General features: G+C 39.4%; 20 protein-coding genes and 1 tRNA gene. 17 read left to right on the forward strand and 4 right to left on the reverse strand.

Annotated elements, in window-relative coordinates; translation table 11 throughout:
- Nucleotides 1–242, reverse strand: a 242-nt coding sequence (locus B4F91_RS00750; RefSeq protein WP_288635323.1) for a DEAD/DEAH box helicase, incomplete at its 3' end; no start/stop codon positions are given.
- Nucleotides 243–404: 162 nt separating this feature from the next.
- Nucleotides 405–668, reverse strand: a complete 264-nt coding sequence (locus B4F91_RS00755) for a GrxA family glutaredoxin (RefSeq protein WP_004587283.1) — start codon at nucleotides 666–668, stop codon at nucleotides 405–407.
- A 261-nt stretch (nucleotides 669–929) separates the two neighbouring features.
- Between B4F91_RS00755 and B4F91_RS00760 the strand changes: the two genes are divergently transcribed.
- The 9 genes from B4F91_RS00760 (at nucleotide 930) to B4F91_RS00800 (ending at nucleotide 10693) form a co-directional block, all read left to right on the forward strand.
- A complete protein-coding gene (locus B4F91_RS00760) occupies nucleotides 930–1961 on the forward strand; it encodes a response regulator (RefSeq protein WP_286938370.1) in 1032 nt (343 codons plus the stop codon).
- A gap of 21 nt (nucleotides 1962–1982) precedes the next feature.
- On the forward strand, nucleotides 1983–2579 hold the full coding sequence (locus B4F91_RS00765; protein ID WP_024031899.1) for a cysteine hydrolase: 597 nt from the start codon (nucleotides 1983–1985) through the stop codon (nucleotides 2577–2579).
- Nucleotides 2572–5391 (forward strand): PAS domain-containing protein, encoded by a 2820-nt coding sequence (locus B4F91_RS00770; protein WP_286938367.1) that lies wholly within the window; start codon nucleotides 2572–2574, stop codon nucleotides 5389–5391. The genes B4F91_RS00765 and B4F91_RS00770 overlap by 8 nt, the downstream gene beginning before the upstream one ends.
- A 540-nt stretch (nucleotides 5392–5931) precedes the next feature.
- Nucleotides 5932–6222, forward strand: a complete 291-nt coding sequence (locus B4F91_RS00775) for a hypothetical protein (RefSeq protein WP_024033795.1) — start codon at nucleotides 5932–5934, stop codon at nucleotides 6220–6222.
- A 297-nt stretch (nucleotides 6223–6519) separates the two neighbouring features.
- Nucleotides 6520–7341 carry a putative bifunctional diguanylate cyclase/phosphodiesterase gene (locus B4F91_RS00780; RefSeq protein ID WP_235207553.1) on the forward strand — a complete coding sequence of 274 codons (822 nt, stop codon included), beginning with the start codon at nucleotides 6520–6522 and terminating at the stop codon, nucleotides 7339–7341.
- A 91-nt stretch (nucleotides 7342–7432) separates the two neighbouring features.
- The gene (locus B4F91_RS00785) at nucleotides 7433–7804 is read left to right on the forward strand and encodes an Hpt domain-containing protein (protein WP_024033793.1); all 372 of its coding nucleotides are present in this window, start codon (nucleotides 7433–7435) and stop codon (nucleotides 7802–7804) included.
- 11 nt (nucleotides 7805–7815) lie between these two features.
- Nucleotides 7816–9210, forward strand: coding sequence for a sigma-54-dependent transcriptional regulator (locus tag B4F91_RS00790; RefSeq protein ID WP_064386793.1), 1395 nt, complete (start codon nucleotides 7816–7818; stop codon nucleotides 9208–9210).
- A gap of 258 nt (nucleotides 9211–9468) precedes the next feature.
- Nucleotides 9469–9999 carry a peroxiredoxin-like family protein gene (locus B4F91_RS00795; protein WP_064386792.1) on the forward strand — a complete coding sequence of 177 codons (531 nt, stop codon included), beginning with the start codon at nucleotides 9469–9471 and terminating at the stop codon, nucleotides 9997–9999.
- A gap of 247 nt (nucleotides 10000–10246) precedes the next feature.
- Nucleotides 10247–10693 carry an Hsp20 family protein gene (locus B4F91_RS00800; RefSeq protein WP_004585880.1) on the forward strand — a complete coding sequence of 149 codons (447 nt, stop codon included), beginning with the start codon at nucleotides 10247–10249 and terminating at the stop codon, nucleotides 10691–10693.
- 58 nt (nucleotides 10694–10751) lie between these two features.
- Here B4F91_RS00800 and B4F91_RS00805 read toward each other — a convergent pair whose 3' ends face one another.
- Complete coding sequence (locus B4F91_RS00805) at nucleotides 10752–12308, reverse strand: cryptochrome/photolyase family protein (RefSeq protein WP_288635324.1); 1557 nt, start codon at nucleotides 12306–12308, stop codon at nucleotides 10752–10754.
- Between the two features lie 90 nt (nucleotides 12309–12398).
- Nucleotides 12399–12860, reverse strand: a complete 462-nt coding sequence (locus tag B4F91_RS00810; RefSeq protein WP_286938963.1) for a globin — start codon at nucleotides 12858–12860, stop codon at nucleotides 12399–12401.
- 376 nt (nucleotides 12861–13236) lie between these two features.
- On the opposite strand from B4F91_RS00810, the gene B4F91_RS00815 reads away from it, so the two are divergent.
- From B4F91_RS00815 to B4F91_RS00850, 8 genes are all read left to right on the forward strand, one after another.
- Nucleotides 13237–13313, forward strand: a tRNA-Met gene (locus B4F91_RS00815).
- Nucleotides 13314–13593: 280 nt separating this feature from the next.
- Nucleotides 13594–14049, forward strand: coding sequence for a ribosome maturation factor RimP (gene rimP / locus B4F91_RS00820; RefSeq protein ID WP_004585883.1), 456 nt, complete (start codon nucleotides 13594–13596; stop codon nucleotides 14047–14049).
- Between the two features lie 38 nt (nucleotides 14050–14087).
- A complete protein-coding gene (nusA, locus tag B4F91_RS00825; protein ID WP_004585884.1) occupies nucleotides 14088–15587 on the forward strand; it encodes a transcription termination factor NusA in 1500 nt (499 codons plus the stop codon).
- 25 nt (nucleotides 15588–15612) lie between these two features.
- Nucleotides 15613–18270 (forward strand): translation initiation factor IF-2, encoded by a 2658-nt coding sequence (gene infB, locus B4F91_RS00830; protein WP_004585885.1) that lies wholly within the window; start codon nucleotides 15613–15615, stop codon nucleotides 18268–18270.
- Between the two features lie 109 nt (nucleotides 18271–18379).
- Nucleotides 18380–18787, forward strand: a complete 408-nt coding sequence (gene rbfA, locus B4F91_RS00835; RefSeq protein ID WP_004585886.1) for a 30S ribosome-binding factor RbfA — start codon at nucleotides 18380–18382, stop codon at nucleotides 18785–18787.
- Nucleotides 18787–19731 (forward strand): tRNA pseudouridine(55) synthase TruB, encoded by a 945-nt coding sequence (gene truB / locus B4F91_RS00840; protein ID WP_055253045.1) that lies wholly within the window; start codon nucleotides 18787–18789, stop codon nucleotides 19729–19731. The genes rbfA and truB overlap by 1 nt, the downstream gene beginning before the upstream one ends.
- Nucleotides 19732–19840: 109 nt before the next feature.
- Complete coding sequence (rpsO, locus tag B4F91_RS00845) at nucleotides 19841–20110, forward strand: 30S ribosomal protein S15 (RefSeq protein ID WP_004585888.1); 270 nt, start codon at nucleotides 19841–19843, stop codon at nucleotides 20108–20110.
- A gap of 499 nt (nucleotides 20111–20609) precedes the next feature.
- On the forward strand, nucleotides 20610–20789 hold a 180-nt coding region (locus B4F91_RS00850; RefSeq protein WP_288635325.1), incomplete at its 3' end, for a hypothetical protein.

The following is a 20789-nucleotide window of genomic DNA, read 5'->3' on the forward strand; positions in this document are numbered from 1 at the left end:
GGTGTGAGTACAAGGATCTGTGGCTGTTTCACAGACGGGTCAATATTATTTAGTAATGGCAGTGCAAATGCTGCTGTTTTACCTGTACCCGTTTGTGCTAGTCCCAGTACGTCCTTTCTTTCTAGCAATAACGGTATACATTGAGCTTGGATTTCAGATGGTGTCTTGTAACCCAACTCTTCAACTGCCTTTAAAATTGCAGGAGAAAGATTTAGAGATTCAAACGTGACTGGTTCTGACATTAATACGCCTCAACGAATTTAAAGAGGCGCGCATTGTATAGGAAATACGAGGCAATTGCTTGTATAAATTACAACTAATTTGTATGTGGTTGATGTTGGTCGAAATTTAACCAGTTTAAGTTTTTGATTTTTTAAACTGGTTAACAAGCTATATACAAAGCGTTATTTATATAGGCCTAGATTTTCTTTTGCGTAGGCTTCAAATTCAGTAAATCCACCAATGTGAGTTTGATCTACAAAAATTTGTGGCACAGTTGGGCATGGTTTTCCTGCAGACTTTTCTAAATCCGCTTTGCTAATGCCTTCTTTGATAATATCGATGTAACGAAACTTAAAATCATCACGCTCATTTGATAGTTGTTCGGCAACGTCTTTAGCACGTACACAAAATGGGCAGCCTTCGCGGCCAAAAATTACTGTAAGCATAATACTCTCCTCAATTTAGTTGGGTTCATATTAAACGATTAATTAATAATTTAAAGCGCAAAAAATCGATTGGTTAATTCTGTTTTACTGTTAACTCGCTTAATTACTCATTTGCCATGCATTTTGAATTGCAATTTGCAAAAGCGCATTTATGCAAAGGATGTGTAATTTTTAAATCTAATGAATTCATCGTATTAGTAAAGACGCTGCAAGTGGCATGTAAATTGATATTTAACTACAGAGCCATTCTTATTAGGAACGATGATGAGTAATAACAGCCATGTTTTAGAAATTATTCAAGGGGTAATTGCCCGCTTTTGCAAAGCAGACAACACAAATGTGGCAATTACACTCATCAACAAATTACAGTGTAATTATATTTGTTTACAGGTGTCTCCTGAGCAAATGATTATCCAGTGTGAAGCGTTTATTTTGCCTTCGCTAAAAGCCGCTAAAAGCCATTTTGTGCTAACAGTAGAGGCCAATTTACAGGGTATTAATTTAAATTACTGGGTAGATTCGAATCCTGAAATGCACACCATTGATATACACGGTTTACTAGCAACCCGTGAGCCAATTTCATCGGTAGATACAAACAAAGAGTTTATTAGCGCATCTAATAGTAAAGACAACTTAGAGCAAAGCATTCATTACCTAGTTAACTTTAGTGCGCAAAACTATGGTTTAAAACTCGCCGACAGCAACCACACCAACGCTTTAAAAATTGAAGATACGCGTCACCTATCTGCAGAGCAACTTGCGAGTGATTTTTTAAATAATGGGGCGTCTCAGAGTATAAAAATTTGCGCATTTGATGCGCTCAGTGAGCTGCAAAGCCAACACGCTGTTTCTCAACCTGTATTGGCGTGGCCGTTTTTTGATACTGACTTAGTAAATGCGGTTAATAATTTAAATACCCACAGCAAATTATCTGTATTGGTTGCTGATGACAGCTTGCCAAGCCAAGTTGCGACCAAAGTCATGCTTGAAATGCTTGGCTGCGCAGTAACCTGTGCAGAAAATGGCTCAAGTGCCTTACTTATTGCCCAGCAAGAACCTTTCGATTTACTGCTGTTAGATGAGCGTATGCCAGGTATGTTTGGCAGTGATGTGGCTCAGCAGCTCATTAAACAAAACACCCCAAACGATAACACGCCAAAAGTTATTTTAACGGGCATTACTGAGGAGCAACAAATTGCTCAGTTGTTCGAAAAAGGGGTGACGCACTATCTTCAAAAACCGGTAACAAAAGCTGTATTAGAAGAGTTTATTAAGCCTTGGCAAGCTGCCTAAAGGCCCGTTTAGGAGGACGTTATGAACGATTTATCAAAAACAGCTTTGCTGCTCATTGGTTTTCAAAATGATTACTTTTCGCCTGATGGCATTTTATACCAAGTGGTTGAAGAGTCATCAAGAGTAACCGGCGTGGTAAATAACACGTTAGCGCTGCTTGACAAATACATAGATAAATTTGCATTAGTGCTCAGTACGCCTATTCACTTTACACAAGATTATAGCGAGCTTAAAAACCCAATTGGTATATTAAAAGTGATTGCCGAAGTAGGGGCTTTTAAAGCCGACTCTTATGGTGCTCAAGGCATTAAAGAATTTGATAAATATGGCAAACGTATTATGCAAATACCCGGTAAACGCGGGTTAAATGCGTTTACTCATACAGAGCTTGCAAATGTGCTTAATAAAAATGGCATCAATAACATTGTTTTAGCAGGCACGGTGACCTCTATTTGCATTGACTCTACGGCGCGTTCAGCGGTAGAGCTTGGCTTTAATGTGACGGTACTTAATGACTGTACATCAAGCAGAACGCCGTTTGAGCAATCATTTTACTGTGAAGAGGTTTTTCCGCTTTATGCCAAGGTGTGCAGCCATACAGAATTAGTAAATGAATGAGGCGCATATGGAAGAAAAAGACGAGCTACAAGTACAAGTTCATTACGCGCTAATAGAGCAGCTTTCTGCAAATACCCGCAGGCAAACTAAGTTACTTGCCTTACTTGATGAATGTGTATTTGAATGTGATAAACATTTAGTGTTTAGCTACGTGAACGAAGCATGGCTTAATAAGTTGGGTTTTACGCCGGCCATGCTAATAGGTAAAAAAATCACATCGCTGTTAGAGACCAAAGACTCGTTAAAGCTGTCAGCGTATATTGAGTCTATTTTTGAAGGCGTTTTTAGTGCCAGTATAGAGCTGCAAGTCAAAAATAATGACGGCCTTACTAACTGGTTTGAAATGCGCTTGGCCTGCGACGATAGCGGCGGGTTTATTGGCTCGTTACACGACATTCAACGACATAAAGACTACCAATACTTACTCACCCAGCAACAAGAGTACGCTAAGCGACTTTCTTTAGTGGCAAGCCACACCAATAATTTAGTTATAATTACCGACCGATTTGGCAAAATAGAATGGGTTAATAAAAGCTTTGAAACGCTTACTAGTTATAAATGTGAAGAAGTCATCGGGCTTAGCCCCGGTAAACTGTTGCAAGGGCCTAAAACAAGCCTAGAGTCGCGCCAGTTAATGGCTAAAGCGATTAAAAATGCCGAGCCTTTTCAAATAGAAACCGTTAATTATGATAAAAATAAAAACGAATACTGGGTTGCTATTGATGCTACCCCTGTAAAAGATGATGACGGTAATGTTAAGCATTTTATAGCCATAGAAACCAACATTACCCAGCGTGTAAAAGCTGAACAAGCCATGGCAGAAATAGAATATAACTACCACTCTGTGGTCGATAACATCCCTGATATTGTATTGAGGTTAGATGCGCAGGGCGGGTTATTGTTTATGAACAAAGCATGGCAAGATTTTTTCCAAACAGACATAAATAAACACCTTGGCTTACCCATTGCTAATTTTGTAATGAGCGAGGATGTGGAAAAGCTAAACACAGCACTTACAGGCTACAGTAGTGGCAACCGAGAAGTTAAACGTTTGGATATTAGGTTAACCAACGCGCTTAATGAGCCAAATTGGGTTGAAATGACCCTCACACCCATTACCTCATTTAATGGCACACACTTAACATCTATAGCGGCGACCGTGGTTGATATTCAAGAACGTGTGATAGCTGAACAAATACTCTTAGATGCTAAGCACCAGGCTGAATCGTTGGCTGAGTCTAAAAGTCGCTTTATGGCCAATATAAGCCATGAAATACGCACACCTTTAAATGCAGTGATTGGCTGTGCAGATATCTTACACGACACTGGGCTTACAACAGATCAAAAACGTTACACCCAAATGATTAAAACAAGTTCAGATGCATTATTGAGTATTTTAGATGACGTGCTGACCTACTCACGCTTTGAAGCGCAAGCAATCTCAATAGATAATCAGCCATTTAGCCTCGATATTTGCTTAGAAGAGGCTATTGATATTGTAAGTGAAAGCGCCGTGCAAAAAGGCCTCGAACTTATTTTTGATCTGCACCCTGATGTTCCTGCGCAGGTGGTGGGCGATCATGGTCGTATAAGGCAAATTGCAATAAATTTACTCTCAAATGCCATTAAGTTTACTCAAAAGGGTTCACTTATAGTGACAGCACAGTGTGTTGAGTTTGAAAATAATAAATTTACGTTGCAGCTTAGCTTTAAAGATACAGGAATAGGCATTGCGCAAAACAAGCTCGAGAGTATGTTTAAGCCGTTTATACAATCGGATAACTCTATCACTCGGGAATATGGCGGCAGTGGCTTAGGTTTAGCCATATGTAAGCAAATATGTGATGCTGCAAGGGGCAGCATTACTGTTAACTCGCAGTTTGGTAAAGGGAGTGAGTTTATTGTGAATTACCCTTTATTAATAGATACAAGCGAGCAGGTGCAAAGAGAAGGCTTTTCAGCCAGAACTAAAAAGCCCTATGTGTGTGTGATAAGTAAAAACTTGCCATTAAACACGGCGATAGAGCATATGCTTACTCGCCATTCGATAGATTTTTCACGCCTTGAGGACATCGAAAAGCTAGACAGTATCAATACGCCCGACGCTATTGTTACCACTAATAAAGCCGATTTAGACGCAGCGCAACAATTTTTAAAAAGTTACAAGAGCCTAAATACACCGTGTTTATTACTCATAGACCTACTGGGTAAAAACCAAAAAACAGAGGCGCCGAGCTCTGGTATGTTGATGTTTAATGGGCCTTTTAAGCCTTCGCATTTGCCCAGAGCGATTGCTGCGCTTGAGGAAGAGCTTTTTCATCTTGATATTATTTTTACTAATAAAAAAGAAACCACACTAAACACAGCCACTATTAATGCTCAGCCATTTAAAGGTACGCACGTACTCGTGGTTGAAGACAATAAAAATAACCAAATTGTGATTCAGCAATTTTTAGAGCAGCAAGGGTGCTTAGTTAAAATAGCCAGTAATGGGCAAGAGGCGATTGAAAAAGTTAAAACGCAAACAATAGATTTAATATTTATGGATATTCAAATGCCAATTTTAGACGGTATTTCTGCCACTAAAAAAATCAGAGAGTTAGCTATTGTCACCCCTATTATAGCGTTAACAGCGAATGCGATTCATGGTGATAAAGAGCGTTTTATTAAAGCAGGAATGAATGACTATTTAGCTAAACCAATTATTAGCGAAAAACTCAATTTGCTCTTAAATCAATACTTACCAAAACTTAATGACGCTAAACACTCTAAGTTAGAGCGCATTAACGAAATTTGGTCATTATTAAAGTAACAAGCAATGCAACCGTGCTTTTAGGTAAATAGTTATAAATGGCCTTAAGGTATTTGTGATTAAAGTTTTTAGTTGTTAAGTAAATAAACATAAATAGTGGGTTTAGCAAAAATTTAACCTCAAAAGGTTAAAATTGACTGTTTTCTCAAAAAAGCGGTGGCGATTGAGTATTGCGTAGTCAATTACTTTTATTGCCTAAAAAGCCTTAATATATTAAGCAAAACTGTAAATAATGCTGAAATACTAATCCTTTTTAATTGATTGGGTTGTGTAGGTTGGTTCTTAATGGTTATTTTTAAATTGGTTTGCATTTTGCAAATCAAAATGAAATTGAAATCTCATAATGCAAATATCCGCTCAGCTATTTTTTATTATCCCTATCAAAGTAATTAATTTACCCATTGATTTATAAAGACTTAAATTTTTTATCATCATTAAATTTATTTTGGCATGGCTTTCGCAATATAAACACCAAGTAGAGCGAAGTTATCGTTGATATAAATTTGCTAAGTAGTTAAATAAATTTTAAGGGTGTCCATTATGCAAACTAATACTAAAGTTAAACAGCAACCAAAAAAAATGTCTTTTGTTCTTACTCCAGAGTTAATGGTGCTGTCTATTATTATTGTTGCAGCTGTTATTGTTGGTGCAACAGCACTGCGAGGCACCGTTACTATTGAACCTGTTAATAAAGGCAATACCGAGATGTTCACCAATAAATTTAGCAATAGTGATTTAGATAATGCCACTATTGAAAGCAACACATTAAACTACGCTCAAAACATAGATGAGCAATCTGCCCAATCAGGCACACAAGGTTTAAACAACTAAACAATACTTCTCCTTTAGTATTTATTTCGGCTGACTCTAAGTAATTAGGTCAGCCTTTTTATTTTTAAAGCCACTTATACCCAAACCATCGCTTACTCCTGCTCCCACTTTAAATCAGCTTGCGTGTCAGTGTGATTTGCAAAATGCAAATATACCTATCAATAATTTTAGACTAACAGCCCGCTTTTAACTAATTGAATTTTATGTGTTTATTTTTTCTTTTGACGGCTTGTTTTGGTCTGTAATTTGCAATTTATGTAACAAGCTTACGGTGAGCCCTTATTTGTGGAGAAATTTATGAATGCTTTTAAAAGTTTAGAGCCTATCAATACGGTCAACATTGCACGCTGGCACGAACTTGAGCAAATTATGGCTCATGCAATGAAAAACCATTGTTTTAATATGGTGTACCAGCCGCTTGTATCTTTAACAAGTGGGCAATTAGTTGGCTTTGAATCATTAGTGCGCTGCGAATCTTCACGCTATGGTGTTGTTGGCCCAGATGAATTTATTCCGCATGTAGAACAGTCAGGTATGATTTTAGATTTAGGTGATTGGATTTTTAAGCAAACCCTAAGCGATTTAAGCCAAATGAGAAAAATAGGTATGAATGATATAACTATTTCATTGAATATTTCGCCGGTACAAATTATTGAAGGGGATGTGTTTTCTAAAGTAATGAGCTTACTTGATAAGTATCAAATAGACCCCGCAGCCATAAAAGTAGAATTAACAGAAACAGCATTAATAAAAAGTCCGCAGCGTATTGCTAAAACATTTGAGCATTTTCATAAAGAAGGGGTAAAAATTTGGCTAGACGATTTTGGAACGGGCTATGCCTCTTTAGGCCTTTTAAGGCAGTTTAATATTGATGGGCTAAAAATAGATCGCAGCTTTATAAGTGGCATTACAACGAACAATGAAGACTTTACTCTGTGTAGTGCAATTATTGCTATGGCGCAAAGACTCGGGTTAGAAACCATTGCTGAGGGGATTGAACAGCGCGAGCAATTACAAATATTAGAGCAGCTAGGGTGTGATGTAGCACAAGGTTACTTACTCGGAAGACCAAGTAGTTTAGCTAATAATACGGCGACATGGGTAAAAATGTACACTTAACTTAATGTTTAGATTTGCAAAATGCGAAAAACGACTTACTCTAAAAGTATAAAAGCTTTGTATCACAATAATAAATAAATAAAGGCCTAATATGCCAATACCTGAAGAATATATTGATAACACCATCACTCAAGCTCATGTGCTAGCGCAATTAGAGCAAGATGTTGGCTCACTCACTTTAGTAAGGCTGGTAAACTTATTTATTAATGAATTAGAAGAAATGCGAGTTCGTCTTAAAAATGCAATTGATGAGCAAGATGAAGATAATATTAAAGATATAATGCACGTACTTAAAAATTCTGCGGCGCTATATGGCGCATTAACTTTGGCAGCCCTTGCCAGTCAATTACATGATTACCCCCCCGTTACCATTGATGAAAATATTCACGCTGCTCAGATCGTTCAACATAATCTAGAAAAAACCCACGCTGCATACCAAGTTATTGCTAATAATATTACTTAAAAGGCTCTGCCATGAACGATTCTCAAAAAAAATCACTGGTTTATATAGTAGAAGACAGCATTGCAAGCGGGGCTCTTTATGCGAGTCAATTAGAGCAAGCAGGGCACGAATGTAAACACTTTACCGATGGCTACTCTGCCTTGGTAGGTATAAAAGAGATGATGCCTGATGTCATTGTCCAAGATGTTTGTTTGCCCGATATTAGTGGCTTAGAAGTGCTGCAGTTTGTTAAAAAGCAAGAAAAGCCCGCTAACGTAGTCATGATCACCTCAAATAGCTCTATTGATGTTGCAGTAGAGGCAATGCGTTTAGGTGGTTTTGATTTTTTAGAAAAACCGTTTTCAGGCCAGCGCTTAGTGAGCGCCGTAGATAGCGCGCTTTCGCAAAAAGCACCTCCTGCAGTTAAAATTCAAGAACAAAAAGCGCAAAACACTTCCGGGTTTATTGGTGAATCGTTAGCAATGCAAACGGTGTTTAGGCTTTTAGATAGTGCAGCGCGAAGCAAAGCATGTGTTTTTATTACAGGTGAGAGTGGCACAGGTAAAGAGGTGTGCGCGCAAACTTTGCACGACACTAGCCCACGAAGTGAAGGGCCATTTATTGCAATTAACTGTGCTGCTATTCCAGGAGAGTTATTTGAGTCAGAGTTTTTTGGCCATGTAAAAGGGGCCTTTAGCGGAGCGCTAAGTGACAGGAAAGGGGCTGTAGAAGTTGCAAACGGTGGTACTTTATTTTTAGATGAACTGTGTGAAATGGAGCTCAACCTACAAGCTAAGTTATTGCGTTTTTTACAAACGGGTGCGTTTAATCGGGTAGGCAGTAGCGAGGTTTTACACAGTAATGTAAGGCTAGTGTGTGCAACAAATAGAAGCCCTGTAGTTGAAGTTGCCGAAGGGCGTTTTAGAGAAGATTTATACTATAGGCTTAATGTTATTCCTGTAAAGTTACCTCCGCTACGCGAGCGAGCTGGCGATATAATGTTGCTTGCAAAGCATATTTTAAAGCAAAAAAGTGAAAGTAACGCTAAGTTATTCCATCGCTTTTCAAAAGAAGTTGAAAACCTTTTTTGTAACTACGATTGGCCAGGTAATATCCGTGAGCTGCAAAATGTTATCGAAAATATCGTTGTTATCAACGAGGGTGACGTAGTTGAGTTAGATATGTTGCCAAGCTCATTTGGTGTTAATTCTGCTATTCCAATCAAAAATACCAGCTCGTCTCAATCTGCGGAGCAAATACAAACTAACTCGCTTATGGGCGTACACGACATAGAGCCCCTGTGGCAAGTTGAAAAAAGGGCAATAGAGTCGGCAATAGCCGTATGCGATGATAACATTCCACTTGCTGCGGCCTATTTAGGCGTAAGCGCCTCGACTATTTACAGAAAAATAAAAGGCTGGAGTTAGCTTTACGCTTCTTGCTCACATCTTCTTGGTGTTTATACTGTGCTAATGCTACTTAAAAAGAGCAAGATGCCTGTTTTATCTAACATTTTATTATTCTGCTTACAGCTTATAATTCTCCTAATCATATTAAACAAGGCTACTTAATAAAAGCGAGTCGCCTGCCATTTCGTTCTCAGTTACATTTTCATGGTTGAAATAAACAAAGATACCCTAAGCTCTATTACTACACCCTAAGTTTAATAGTAAAAGGAGATCATAATGAGTAACGTTAATTTACAGCCAGCGAGTGTAATGCAGCCTTTAGTGGTAAGCGATTTAGATAACAATGACGTGAATTTAGTTGACCGCGTAAGCGACAAACCTTGGAAAATGATAGTGGTGTACAGAGGCCAGCATTGCCCTAAATGTACCGAGCAACTCAACGAGCTTGCAACAATGCATGACGATTTTGCCAGCGCAGGTGTAGAAGTTGTAGCAGTAAGTGGCGATAGCGAAGAGCAGCTTAAAAAGCATCTTGAAAAAATAGACGTAAATTTCCCTCTTTATTACAATTTAACCATTGAGCAAATGACTGATTTAGGCTTATACATAAGTGAACCGCGCAGTGATGCTGAAACAGATCACCCATTTGCTGAGCCTTGTATTATTGTTTTAAACGAAGACAACCAAGTACAGATGCTTGATAAATCAAATAGCCCATTTGTTCGCCCAAGCCTTAAGCAGCTGCTAGGCGGTATTAAATTTTCACGCGAAAACGACTATCCAATTCGCGGTACTTTTATTAAGTAACGTGTATTGAGTAATTTGATGAATATACGAAGAGGGCACATTTTTGTGCCCTTTTTTATTTTTTTTCACTTTTTTTAATTTAATTACTTGAAAACTATTTTACTGCCCATAAATAGTTTAGTGAGGACGCCTGATGGGTCCCAAAAAATACAGAAGTTATTGAAATTTATATTATTAATTTAATTATGTTGTACTTGTTCAAACGAAAAGTAACAACATTATATCGCTTAAATATGAGGATATTATTATGCGTACAGTAGACTTATCACCACTTTATCGTTCATTCATCGGCTTTGATCATTTAGCATCTTTAATGGATGCGGCAGCTCGTACAGACAAGCAGCCTAGCTTTCCTCCTTATAATATCGAAGCACTAGATAAAGACAAATACAGAATCACTATGGCCGTTGCTGGTTTTAGTGAAAATGAACTGACCATTGAGTCAGAGAACAACACTTTAAAAGTTGCAGGCACGAAACCAAACAAAGATGAAAATGAAGAGCGCAAGTTTATTCATCAAGGAATTGCGGAACGTAACTTTGAGCGTAAGTTTCAACTTGGAGATCATGTAAAAGTACTCGGTGCCGATTTAGCCAACGGTCTGCTTAGCATTGACCTAGAGCGCGAAATTCCAGAAGCACTTAAACCTCGTAAAATTGAAATTGGCGGTGGAAACCTAATCGAAGGTAAATAATCGCTAATAAACATTTTCCCTGATTGTAGCCGCCTCAACTGAGGCGGCTTTTTCGTTTTTATAACTCGTTTATATGCGTTAAATAATAATTTGCTTGGGCTAAGGTCTGCTGTTGAAGTTGAGGTGTTTGTTTATCCCAGTTTCTATAAACCATGCCAATGCGTGGGTTTTTTTCAAGTAATGCGCGGTGTTTATCCATAAACTGCCAATATAAGCTGTTGTAAGGACACGCCTTCTCACCTACTTTTTGCTTAACATCATAATGACAGTTTTTGCAGTAATCGCTCATTTTATTGATGTAATTACCACTGGCTGCATAGGGTTTAGTGGCGATAATAGCATCATCTGCAAATTGGCTCATGCCACGGGTGTTAGGCATTTCAACCCATTCAATGGCATCAATATAAACCCCTAAATACCACTGGTCGACTTCATTAGGGTCGATGCCTGTTAATAAGCAAAAATTACCAATGATCATTAATCTTTGAATATGATGAGCGTATGCGGTGTCTAAGCTCTGCGTTAATGCGTGGCTTAAACAGTTCATTTTTACATTACCCTGCCAAAAGTACCCCGGTAACGACTGGTTAGCCTGTAATTGGTTTTTTTGTGCATAGTCGGGCATGTTTGCCCAATATATACAGCGAACATATTCACGCCAACCTAGGATTTGCCTAACAAAGCCCTCTACTTGAGAAATCGAAATTGTGTCGGGATGAGCATTAAATTCGTCAATTACACGCCTAATAACGTACAGCGGGTGGATTAACTTGGCGTTTAAAGCAAATGATAAACGGCTATGGTACAAGCTGGGGTTATTTGTAACTTGGTCGGTCATTGCATCTTGAAACTGGCCGAAATTTTTTAGTAGGTGGATACAAAAATACTCTAAACACGTTTTGGCTTGTTTGCGAGTGAGCGGCCATGGCAGCTGCTGAGGATTTATTTCACCAAAGTAATTTACGTTATGTTTTTTAAGTCTGCTAATGATAGAGCTTACATCGTTATTAAATAATTTTGGCGGGGGGATAGCGTTTAAATCTGCTTTTTTAAATTTGTTTCTGTTATTGCTATCAAAGTTCCATTGCCCTCCTTGCGGGCTACTCCCATCCATAAGAATAGTGTATTGCTTGCGCATAGCACGATAAAAGTGCTCCATAGTCACATGTTTGTTTTTTTCAAACCGATCGTTAATTCGCTCAAATGGCAGCATAAAATGCTCGGTGTCATAGGCTTTAACAAGAAGATCAGACTCTTTTTTAAATTTACTTAGCTGTGCTTTGAGGCGAAATTCATCAGGGTATTGATAATGTATTTCACTGCAATGATACAGTTTAGCTATGCGCGTGAGTAAATCAGGCAAGGTTTTGTCTTGGTGGGTATCATCAAGGGTAAGGTGAAGTGTGCTGTAATCCGCGCTTTGTAAAGCTGTAGCAAAACGCTCCATCGCATAAAAAAAAGCACATAACTTTTGCACATGGTGCTTAACGTAATTGGTTTCTTGTTTTAACTCGGCAATTAAATAAAGCGTATCAGGCTCTTTTTCTTTAAACCACGAATGCGAAGCATTGAGTTGATCACCTAAAATTAGGCGCAACACTTTATAATGAGCCATAAACCACCTAAATTTAGTTGTACGTAAAAAGCGACAACGTGGATCTAGGTAGTTTGCTCATACGTGCATAAAAGCTAAAGCTTGTATTACTTAAAGCTTACTTGTGCGAAGTTGAGTGATTTTTTGCTCAAGCGAAATAACATTTGTTTTGTTAAACAAAGTTGTATTAGCAAAACTTTCAAAATAACGAAGTGCTTTTTGCCAAGCAAACTGTGTTTGTGCGGTGAATAAACGCCCTAAGTGCTCGTTTAAGGTATCGTAAAAGGCATCGCACAGTAACGATATTTCTTCTGGCGTAACGCCCATCTTTTTTAAGTATTGCAAGTGAAAGGTTAAAAATGGGGCAACAGAAGATGGGTTATCTAAATGCCTAACTATACGTTCTAAAACACAATATAAAATATAACTTTTTTCGTTAAAATAAGCGGCACTTGGATACTGCATTGTTATATTTGACTCTTCAAGCTTTGCATGAAAGCGCGCGGTAAACGCATGAAAGTTTGGCTTTACTATATGCAAACTTTTAATTAACTGTGGCTGATAAGTATTCATTAGCAATCTCATTAAATTTTGTAATTTTTATTTTTATCCACATAGGTGAGCTTTTAGTATAGTGCGTTGCTCAAATATCGCACGTAATCTAAACGTAAAAAGCACAAAATTGTATCAGTTTTATGAATTTTAGATATTTTATTTATGAATATACGGCTTTTTACGTACATATTAGTGACGTTACGATTACCATTTTAACGTCTGCATAATCATAGTACATACTGGTGAAGCTTAAAATGGGGGGTCACTGATTTTATCAAACTTATTAGTTATTATGGTTGCTAATTACCCCGTATATCCTTATAATAGCCGCCATTGTTTAGCGGTTGATTAACCACTAACAGCGATATTGAATTTTAGGTTTAATATCTATTGGCGCGGGATGGAGCAGCCTGGTAGCTCGTCGGGCTCATAACCCGAAGGTCGTCGGTTCAAATCCGGCTCCCGCAACCAATTTTTATAGTAGGTATATCCTTACTAATTCTATATCGCGCATTCTAAGTAATGCGCGTTTTGCGTTTAAGCTAATGTAGTTTAATTTGGTCAGTGTAATGACCCGCAGCCAAGCTTGGCCTGAGGCCACACAGTTTTATGCTTTATTGGTGTGACGCCCCGCTTGGTTCGGGGCGTTGTTGTATCTGCACCATTGATTTATGGCTTTGTCATTAAATCAAAACTTAAACTCAGTATTTTAGGGCTATAAGCCCTTTTTTTGTTTGTATGGAGGATTTTCGTGACAAAACTTGAGCAAGATTTATTAACCATGCTTACGCCTGCAGTAGAAATGTTAGGCTTTGAATTACATGGTCTTGAGTTTGTACAAGCAGGCCGCCATTCTACCTTAAGGGTTTATATTGACCATGAGGATGGAATATCTGTTGATAATTGTGCGGATGCGAGTCGCCAAATTAGTGCGATTTTAGACGTCGAAGACCCAATTACAAACGAATATGATTTGGAAGTATCGTCTCCTGGTGTTGATCGTCCATTATTCAAACAAGATCATTACGAGAAGGCGCAAGGAGAGGAAGTACGCGTGCGTACTAAGCTTCCACAAGACGGTCGCCGCAATTTTAAAGGCGACTTAGTAGCAGTTAGCAGTGATATGATCACACTTAAAAGCGATGGCGAAGAGCACTTAATCATGCTTAGCAATATCGAACGTGCGAACATCATCGCAAAGTTTTAATTCGAGTGCGAAGGAATAGGGCAAGCGAGGCATTACCCATGGCAAAAGAGATATTATTGGTTGCTGAAGCCGTTTCCAATGAGAAAGCGGTTCCAAAAGAAAAGATTTTTGAAGCGTTAGAGTTCGCTCTAGCAACAGCGACAAAGAAAAAACACGATGGCGAAATTGAAGTACGTGTATCAATCGACCGTAAAACCGGTGATTACGACACGTTCCGTCGTTGGCAGATTGCAGAAGTTCAAGAAGATGGTTCTTTAGAAAACCCTTACAGCGAAATCACATTAGAAGCAGCTCAAGTTGAAGAACCTGATTTGCAACTGGGTGATTATGTTGAAGAACAGATTGAATCTATCAAATTCGACCGCATAACTACACAAATGGCAAAGCAAGTTATCGTACAAAAAGTACGTGAAGCTGAGCGCGCTTTAGTTGTAGAAGCTTATAAAGATCAAGAAGGCGAGCTAGTAACAGGTGTCGTTAAAAAAGCAACACGTGATGCAATCGTACTTGATTTAGGTAACAACGCAGAAGCGGTTATTTACCGTGACGATATGCTGCCACGTGAAAACTTCCGTCCAGGAGATCGTATCCGTGGTCTCCTTTACGAAGTTAAACCTGAAGCTCGCGGCGCACAGTTATTTGTAACGCGTTCAAAACCAGAAATGCTGATGGAATTATTCCGCATTGAGGTGCCAGAGATTGGCGAAGAAATGATTGAGCTTCGTGCTGCAGCACGCGATCCGGGTTCACGCGCTAAAATCGCCGTTAAATCTAACGACAAGCGTATTGACCCAGTAGGTGCGTGTGTTGGTATGCGTGGTGCACGAGTTCAAGCTGTATCATCAGAACTTGGTGGCGAGCGTGTTGATATCGTACTTTACGATGACAACCCAGCGCAGTTTGTTATTAACGCAATGGCACCGGCTGAAGTAGCTTCAATCGTAATGGATGAAGACACTCATTCAATGGATATCGCTGTAGAAGCTGATAACCTAGCACAAGCAATTGGTCGCAATGGTCAAAATGTTCGTTTAGCAAGCCAATTAACTGGCTGGGAACTAAACGTAATGACTGTTGAAGACATGCGCGCTAAAAACGAAGCAGAGTCAGATAAGTTAATTAACTTATTTACTGAAAACTTAGATATTGATGATGAATTTGCATCATTACTTATCAACGAAGGTTTCTCAACACTTGAAGAAGTAGCATATGTGCCGGCTTCTGAGTTTTTAGAAATCGACGGCCTAGATGAAGAAACGGTTGATTTACTGCGCTCACGTGCAAAAGATGCATTAACCACTAAAGCGCTTAAAACGGAAGAAAGCTTAGAAGGTGTAGAGCCTGCAGAAGACTTACTTGCGCTTGAAGGCTTAGAGCGTCATCTAGCATTTGTTATGGCAAGCAAGGGTGTAATTACACTTGAAGACTTAGCTGAGCAAGGTATTGATGAATTGGTAGATATTACAGAGCTAACACCTGAAAAAGCAGGTGAGCTAATTATGGCTGCACGTAATATTTGTTGGTTCGCAGACGAGTAATTTATTAACGGAGGTATTACACACTATGGCAGAAGTAAATGTTGAAAAACTAGCCGGCGATATAGGTACAACTGTTGATAAATTGCTTCAGCAATTTTCACAAGCGGGTATCACTAAAAAAGCAGGTGATAATGTAACTGAAGCTGAAAAAGCACAGTTACTTGATCACTTAAGCAAATCGCACGGTGGTACTGGTTCAGATGGCCCAGCACGTATGACTTTACAACGTAAGAGCAAAAGCACATTAAGTGTAACGGGCTCTACGGGTAAGGCAAAAGCTGTTCAAGTTGAAGTTCGCAAAACACGTACTTACGTGAAAAAGAGCGCAATGGAGCAAGAGCAAGAACAGCAACGTCTAGCCGCTGAAGAAAAAGCGCGTATCGAAGAGCAGCAAAAAGCTGCACAAGAAGCCGCTGAATTAAAAGCTAAACAAGAGGCAGAACGTAAAGCAAAAGAAGACGCTGATCGTAAAGCCAAAGAAGAAGCTAAACGCAAAGCAGATGCAGAGCGTAAAGCTAAACAACAGCAGATGACCCCAGAGCAAAGTGCTAAGTCTGAGAAAGATCGCATCGAAGCTGAGCGTCTGCAGAAAGAAGCAGAAGAGGCCGCATTGAAGAAAGCTGAAGAAGAAGCGAAACGTCAAGCAGAAGAGGCAAGAAAGCTAGCTGAAGAAAATGAAGCTCGCTGGAAAAAAGAAGAAGAAGAACGTAAGAAACGCGAAGAAACCGCGGATCACCATCTTACGACTTCTACTTATGCACGTGAGGCAGAAGATGTTGCCGATGCACGTGATGAGCAAGGTTCACGCCGCGCGAAGAAAAAGAAAAAAGCCCCAGCAAAAGATAAATTTGCAGGCGCTAAAGGCCGTAAAGGCAAGCTAAAAGCACCTACGTCATTGCAACATGGTTTCCAAAAACCAACTGCAGATGTTAAAAATGAAGTGCGTATTAGCGAAACAATTACAGTAGCTGAGCTTGCATCACGCATGGCTGTTAAAGGCGCTGAAGTTGTTAAAACAATGATGAAAATGGGTGACATGGTTACCATTAACCAAGTGATTGACCAAGAAACAGCACAACTTGTTGCTGAAGAAATGGGTCACAAAGTTATCATCGTTAAAGAAAACGAATTAGAGCAAACAGTACTAAATGACCGTCATGAAGATGGTAAGTCTGAGCCGCGTGCGCCAGTAGTAACTGTAATGGGTCACGTTGACCACGGTAAAACATCAACGCTTGATTACATTCGTTCAGCTAAAGTTGCATCAGGCGAAGCCGGTGGTATAACACAGCACATTGGTGCATACCACGTTGAAACTAACGGCAACATGATCACTTTCTTAGATACACCAGGTCACGCCGCGTTTACATCAATGCGTGCACGTGGTGCTAAAGCGACAGATATCGTAATCTTAGTGGTTGCAGCAGACGATGGTGTAATGCCACAAACTAAAGAAGCGGTACAGCATGCTCGCGCAGCTGGCGTTCCTTTAATCATTGCTGTAAACAAAATGGATAAAGAAGGCGCAGATCCAGATCGCGTTAAAAACGAGCTAGCTCAGCTAGACGTTATCCCTGAAGATTGGGGCGGCGATACGCAGTACGTTCATATCTCAGCTAAAACAGGCTTAGGTATTGATGACTTACTTGAAGCTGTTCTTATGCAATCTGAGCTTTTAGAGCTTCGTGCTCCATCAGAAGGCATGGCAGCAGGTGTTGTAATTGAATCTCGTCTTGATAAAGGACGTGGTCCGGTTGCTTCTATCTTAGTTCAATCAGGTACCCTTAACCAAGGTGATATCGTACTGTGTGGTCTTGAATACGGCCGTGTTCGTGCAATGAAAGACGAAAACGGTAAAGACATTAAATCAGCAGGTCCTTCTATTCCTGTTGAGATTTTAGGTCTATCTGGTATTCCGGCTGCAGGTGATGAAGCGACTGTTGTTAAAGATGAGCGTAAAGCGCGTGAAGTTGCTTTATACCGTCAAGGTAAATTCCGCGACGTTAAATTGGCTCGTCAGCAAAAAGCGAAGCTTGAAAACATGTTTACTAACATGGCTGAAGGCGATGTATCAGAAGTTAACGTGGTACTTAAAGCAGACGTTCAAGGTTCAATCGAAGCAATTTCAGACTCACTAACTAAGCTTTCTACTGATGAAGTAAAAGTGAAGATTGTTGGTTCTGGCGTAGGTGGTATCACCGAAACTGATGCAACACTTGCTGCTGCATCTAACGCAATCGTAGTTGGCTTCAACGTTCGTGCCGATGCATCTGCACGTAAAGTGATTGATACTGAAAACTTAGACCTTCGCTACTACAGCGTAATCTATGCGCTAATCGAAGAAGTTAAGCAAGCCATGTCTGGTATGCTTGCTCCTGAGTTTAAGCAAGAGATTATTGGTCTTGCTGAAGTACGTGATGTGTTTAAGTCTCCAAAAATTGGCGCAATTGCTGGTTGTATGGTTACTGAAGGTACTATTAAACGCAGCGCACCTATTCGTGTACTACGTGATAACGTGGTTATTTACGAAGGTGAGCTTGAGTCACTACGTCGCTTTAAAGATGACGTTCAAGATGTTCGTAACGGCATGGAATGTGGTATCGGCGTTAAGAACTACAACGATGTTCGCGTTGGTGACCAAATCGAAGTATTCGAAACAGTTGAAGTACAACGTACACTTTAATTGCTCGTAAACTAAGATTGTAAATGGGGGCTTTGCCCCCATTTCTGTATCCATTATTTAATTAACTTATTATTTTAATTCAGTAAGTTATGATTTTAGGAAAACAATCATGAGAGAATTTTCTCGCACTGATCGTGTTGCTCAGCAAATTCAAAAAGAAATTGCTGTAATTTTACAACGCGAAATTAAAGATCCGCGCTTAGGCATGGTGACAGTGTCTGCGGTAGAAGTATCGCGCGATTTATCTTACGCAAAAGTTTTTATTACGGTGTTTAATACCGAAGATGAAAACAAAGCAAAAGAAAGCGCAAAAATACTTAACGAAGCAACGGGCTATATCCGCTCGTTACTAGGTAAGCGTATTCGTGCTCGTATAATGCCTGAGCTTAAATTTGTAGTAGATAACTCACTAATGGAAGGGATGCGTATCTCTAACTTAGTGGACTCTGTTATTCGCGAAGATAACGCTAAACATGTTGATGATGAAACTGATAGCGAAGAAGGCACTAAAGACTAATGGCAAGACGCAGTAAAGGCCGTCCGATTGATGGTATTTTGTTGTTAAACAAACCTCAAGGCATTTCATCGAACAAAGCCCTACAGCAAGCTAAAGGTATTTATTTTGCCCAAAAAGCTGGCCATACCGGTGCGCTAGACCCACTGGCCACTGGCATGTTACCTATTTGCTTTGGTGAAGCGACCAAGTTTACCCAATTTTTGCTCGATACAGATAAAACCTATGTGGTAAGAGCAAAGCTAGGTGAGCGCACAACTACCTCTGATTCAGATGGCGAAGTGGTTGAAACCCGTGATGTAAACGTTACCACTGAACAGTTAGCTGCAGAAATTGAAAAGTTTTTAGGCGAGTCAGATCAGTATCCATCAATGTATTCAGCGCTTAAATATGAAGGTAAGCCTTTATATAAATACGCGCGTGAAGGCATTGAAGTACCGCGTAAATGCCGAAAAATAAACGTGTTTAGCTTAACGCTTGATGAGTTTGATGAAGCAAATAACGAAGTACAAATGACCGCCCATGTATCTAAAGGGACCTACATTCGTACTATTGTTGATGATTTAGGTGAAAACCTAGGCTGTGGCGCACATGTTATTATGCTGCATCGCTCAGCGGTTGGCCATTACCCTAAAGATAAAATGGTATCGCTTGAGCACCTTGAAACCTTGTTAGCTAAGGCTAAAGAAGAAGAGGTTGCCCCTTCTACATACCTTGATGAATTACTATTGCCAATGGATAGTGCATTGGTTGATTTACCCGTTGTAGAAATTAGCAAAGAGCAGGGTGTTTCGTTTAGCCATGGCCAAGCAGTCGTATTAGGCATTGATTTACCCGACGGGGCAATTAAAGTCCTGGCCGATGGTGTGTTTATTGGTACCGGTGAGCGCAACCCTGACGGGCATTTAAAATCAAAGCGTGGCTTGTCTAATCAGCAACCCGAGTAAACTTTAACTTGTAGTTATTCTCATAGTTGGTAGAATACGCCCGCTTAATCGTTTTGGCTGAATTAGTGATCGGCTAAAGCACCTATTAAATTTAACTTTTGGAGTTATTATGTCACTAAGCAATCAAGAAAAAATCGATATCATTGCTAAATTTGCACGTGCTGAAGGCGACACTGGTTCACCTGAAGTACAAGTAGCTTTACTTACTTTTGATATCAACAAGCTTCAAGGTCACTTTGCTGACCACAAGCATGACTTCCACTCACGTCGTGGTCTGCTTCGTAAAGTAAGTACTCGCCGTAAATTGCTTGATTACCTTAAAGGTAAAGATATCTCGCGTTATACTGCGTTAATCCAAGAGCTTGGCCTACGTCGCTAAGAACTTGATTACGAGAAAAGGAGCTTTATAGCTCCTTTTTTTGTGCCTAAATTTAACGCTTCACACTCCATCGTTAACTTAATCTCCCTGCAATATAAATAACATCAACCTTTGCTAGCACTTAACAATTAAGGGTAGGCAACGCTTGCAACCACTGCGTTAAAATTATCTTTAAGAACAATTTAATAGCGAATTATTCACCTAGTTATCTAAAGGTTTTTAATAGCTAAAAATTACACGCTTAATTAAACGCTTTGCGATAAAACAATTAAAAAATAATGTGGCAAAAGCGATTACGTTTTATCTTTGGGTAGGCTCGCAATTTTACGTCGCTTTGGTATATACTATGCGCGTAGATAAATAGGTTATCTGCAGTCATTAAAAATTTTGCCAATTGTAGTACTTAATTGATTTCCAACTGAATACAATTATGTACTGTAATTGGCCCTTTTAATGACACTTATTAATGAAATATAAAAACATTTAAGGAATATTTTAAGTGCAAGCAATTATTAAAGAATTTCAACTAGGTCAACACACAGTTACCCTAGAAACAGGTGCAATCGCACGTCAAGCAGACGGCGCAGTATTAGCAAGCATCGGCGACACGTCAGTATTAGTTACTGTCGTTGGTAAGCGTGAAGCTCAACCTGGTCAAGACTTTTTCCCACTAACAGTT

This window comes from Pseudoalteromonas sp. UBA6610 (genome assembly GCF_002433295.1).
Lineage (GTDB): Bacteria > Pseudomonadota > Gammaproteobacteria > Enterobacterales > Alteromonadaceae > Pseudoalteromonas > Pseudoalteromonas atlantica.

Excerpts from the sequence above, each read along its gene's own strand:
- B4F91_RS00755 (WP_004587283.1), bottom strand. The coding sequence starts at position 668 with ATGCTTACAGTAATTTTTGGCCGCGAAGGCTGCCCATTTTGTGTACGT.
- B4F91_RS00760 (WP_286938370.1), top strand. The coding sequence starts at position 930 with ATGATGAGTAATAACAGCCATGTTTTAGAAATTATTCAAGGGGTAATT.
- B4F91_RS00765 (WP_024031899.1), top strand. The coding sequence starts at position 1,983 with ATGAACGATTTATCAAAAACAGCTTTGCTGCTCATTGGTTTTCAAAAT.
- B4F91_RS00770 (WP_286938367.1), top strand. The coding sequence starts at position 2,572 with ATGAATGAGGCGCATATGGAAGAAAAAGACGAGCTACAAGTACAAGTT.
- B4F91_RS00775 (WP_024033795.1), top strand. The coding sequence starts at position 5,932 with ATGCAAACTAATACTAAAGTTAAACAGCAACCAAAAAAAATGTCTTTT.
- B4F91_RS00780 (WP_235207553.1), top strand. The coding sequence starts at position 6,520 with ATGAATGCTTTTAAAAGTTTAGAGCCTATCAATACGGTCAACATTGCA.
- B4F91_RS00785 (WP_024033793.1), top strand. The coding sequence starts at position 7,433 with ATGCCAATACCTGAAGAATATATTGATAACACCATCACTCAAGCTCAT.
- B4F91_RS00790 (WP_064386793.1), top strand. The coding sequence starts at position 7,816 with ATGAACGATTCTCAAAAAAAATCACTGGTTTATATAGTAGAAGACAGC.
- B4F91_RS00795 (WP_064386792.1), top strand. The coding sequence starts at position 9,469 with ATGAGTAACGTTAATTTACAGCCAGCGAGTGTAATGCAGCCTTTAGTG.
- B4F91_RS00800 (WP_004585880.1), top strand. The coding sequence starts at position 10,247 with ATGCGTACAGTAGACTTATCACCACTTTATCGTTCATTCATCGGCTTT.
- B4F91_RS00805 (WP_288635324.1), bottom strand. The coding sequence starts at position 12,308 with ATGGCTCATTATAAAGTGTTGCGCCTAATTTTAGGTGATCAACTCAAT.
- B4F91_RS00810 (WP_286938963.1), bottom strand. The coding sequence starts at position 12,860 with ATGAATACTTATCAGCCACAGTTAATTAAAAGTTTGCATATAGTAAAG.
- nusA (WP_004585884.1), top strand. The coding sequence starts at position 14,088 with ATGGCAAAAGAGATATTATTGGTTGCTGAAGCCGTTTCCAATGAGAAA.
- infB (WP_004585885.1), top strand. The coding sequence starts at position 15,613 with ATGGCAGAAGTAAATGTTGAAAAACTAGCCGGCGATATAGGTACAACT.
- rbfA (WP_004585886.1), top strand. The coding sequence starts at position 18,380 with ATGAGAGAATTTTCTCGCACTGATCGTGTTGCTCAGCAAATTCAAAAA.
- truB (WP_055253045.1), top strand. The coding sequence starts at position 18,787 with ATGGCAAGACGCAGTAAAGGCCGTCCGATTGATGGTATTTTGTTGTTA.
- rpsO (WP_004585888.1), top strand. The coding sequence starts at position 19,841 with ATGTCACTAAGCAATCAAGAAAAAATCGATATCATTGCTAAATTTGCA.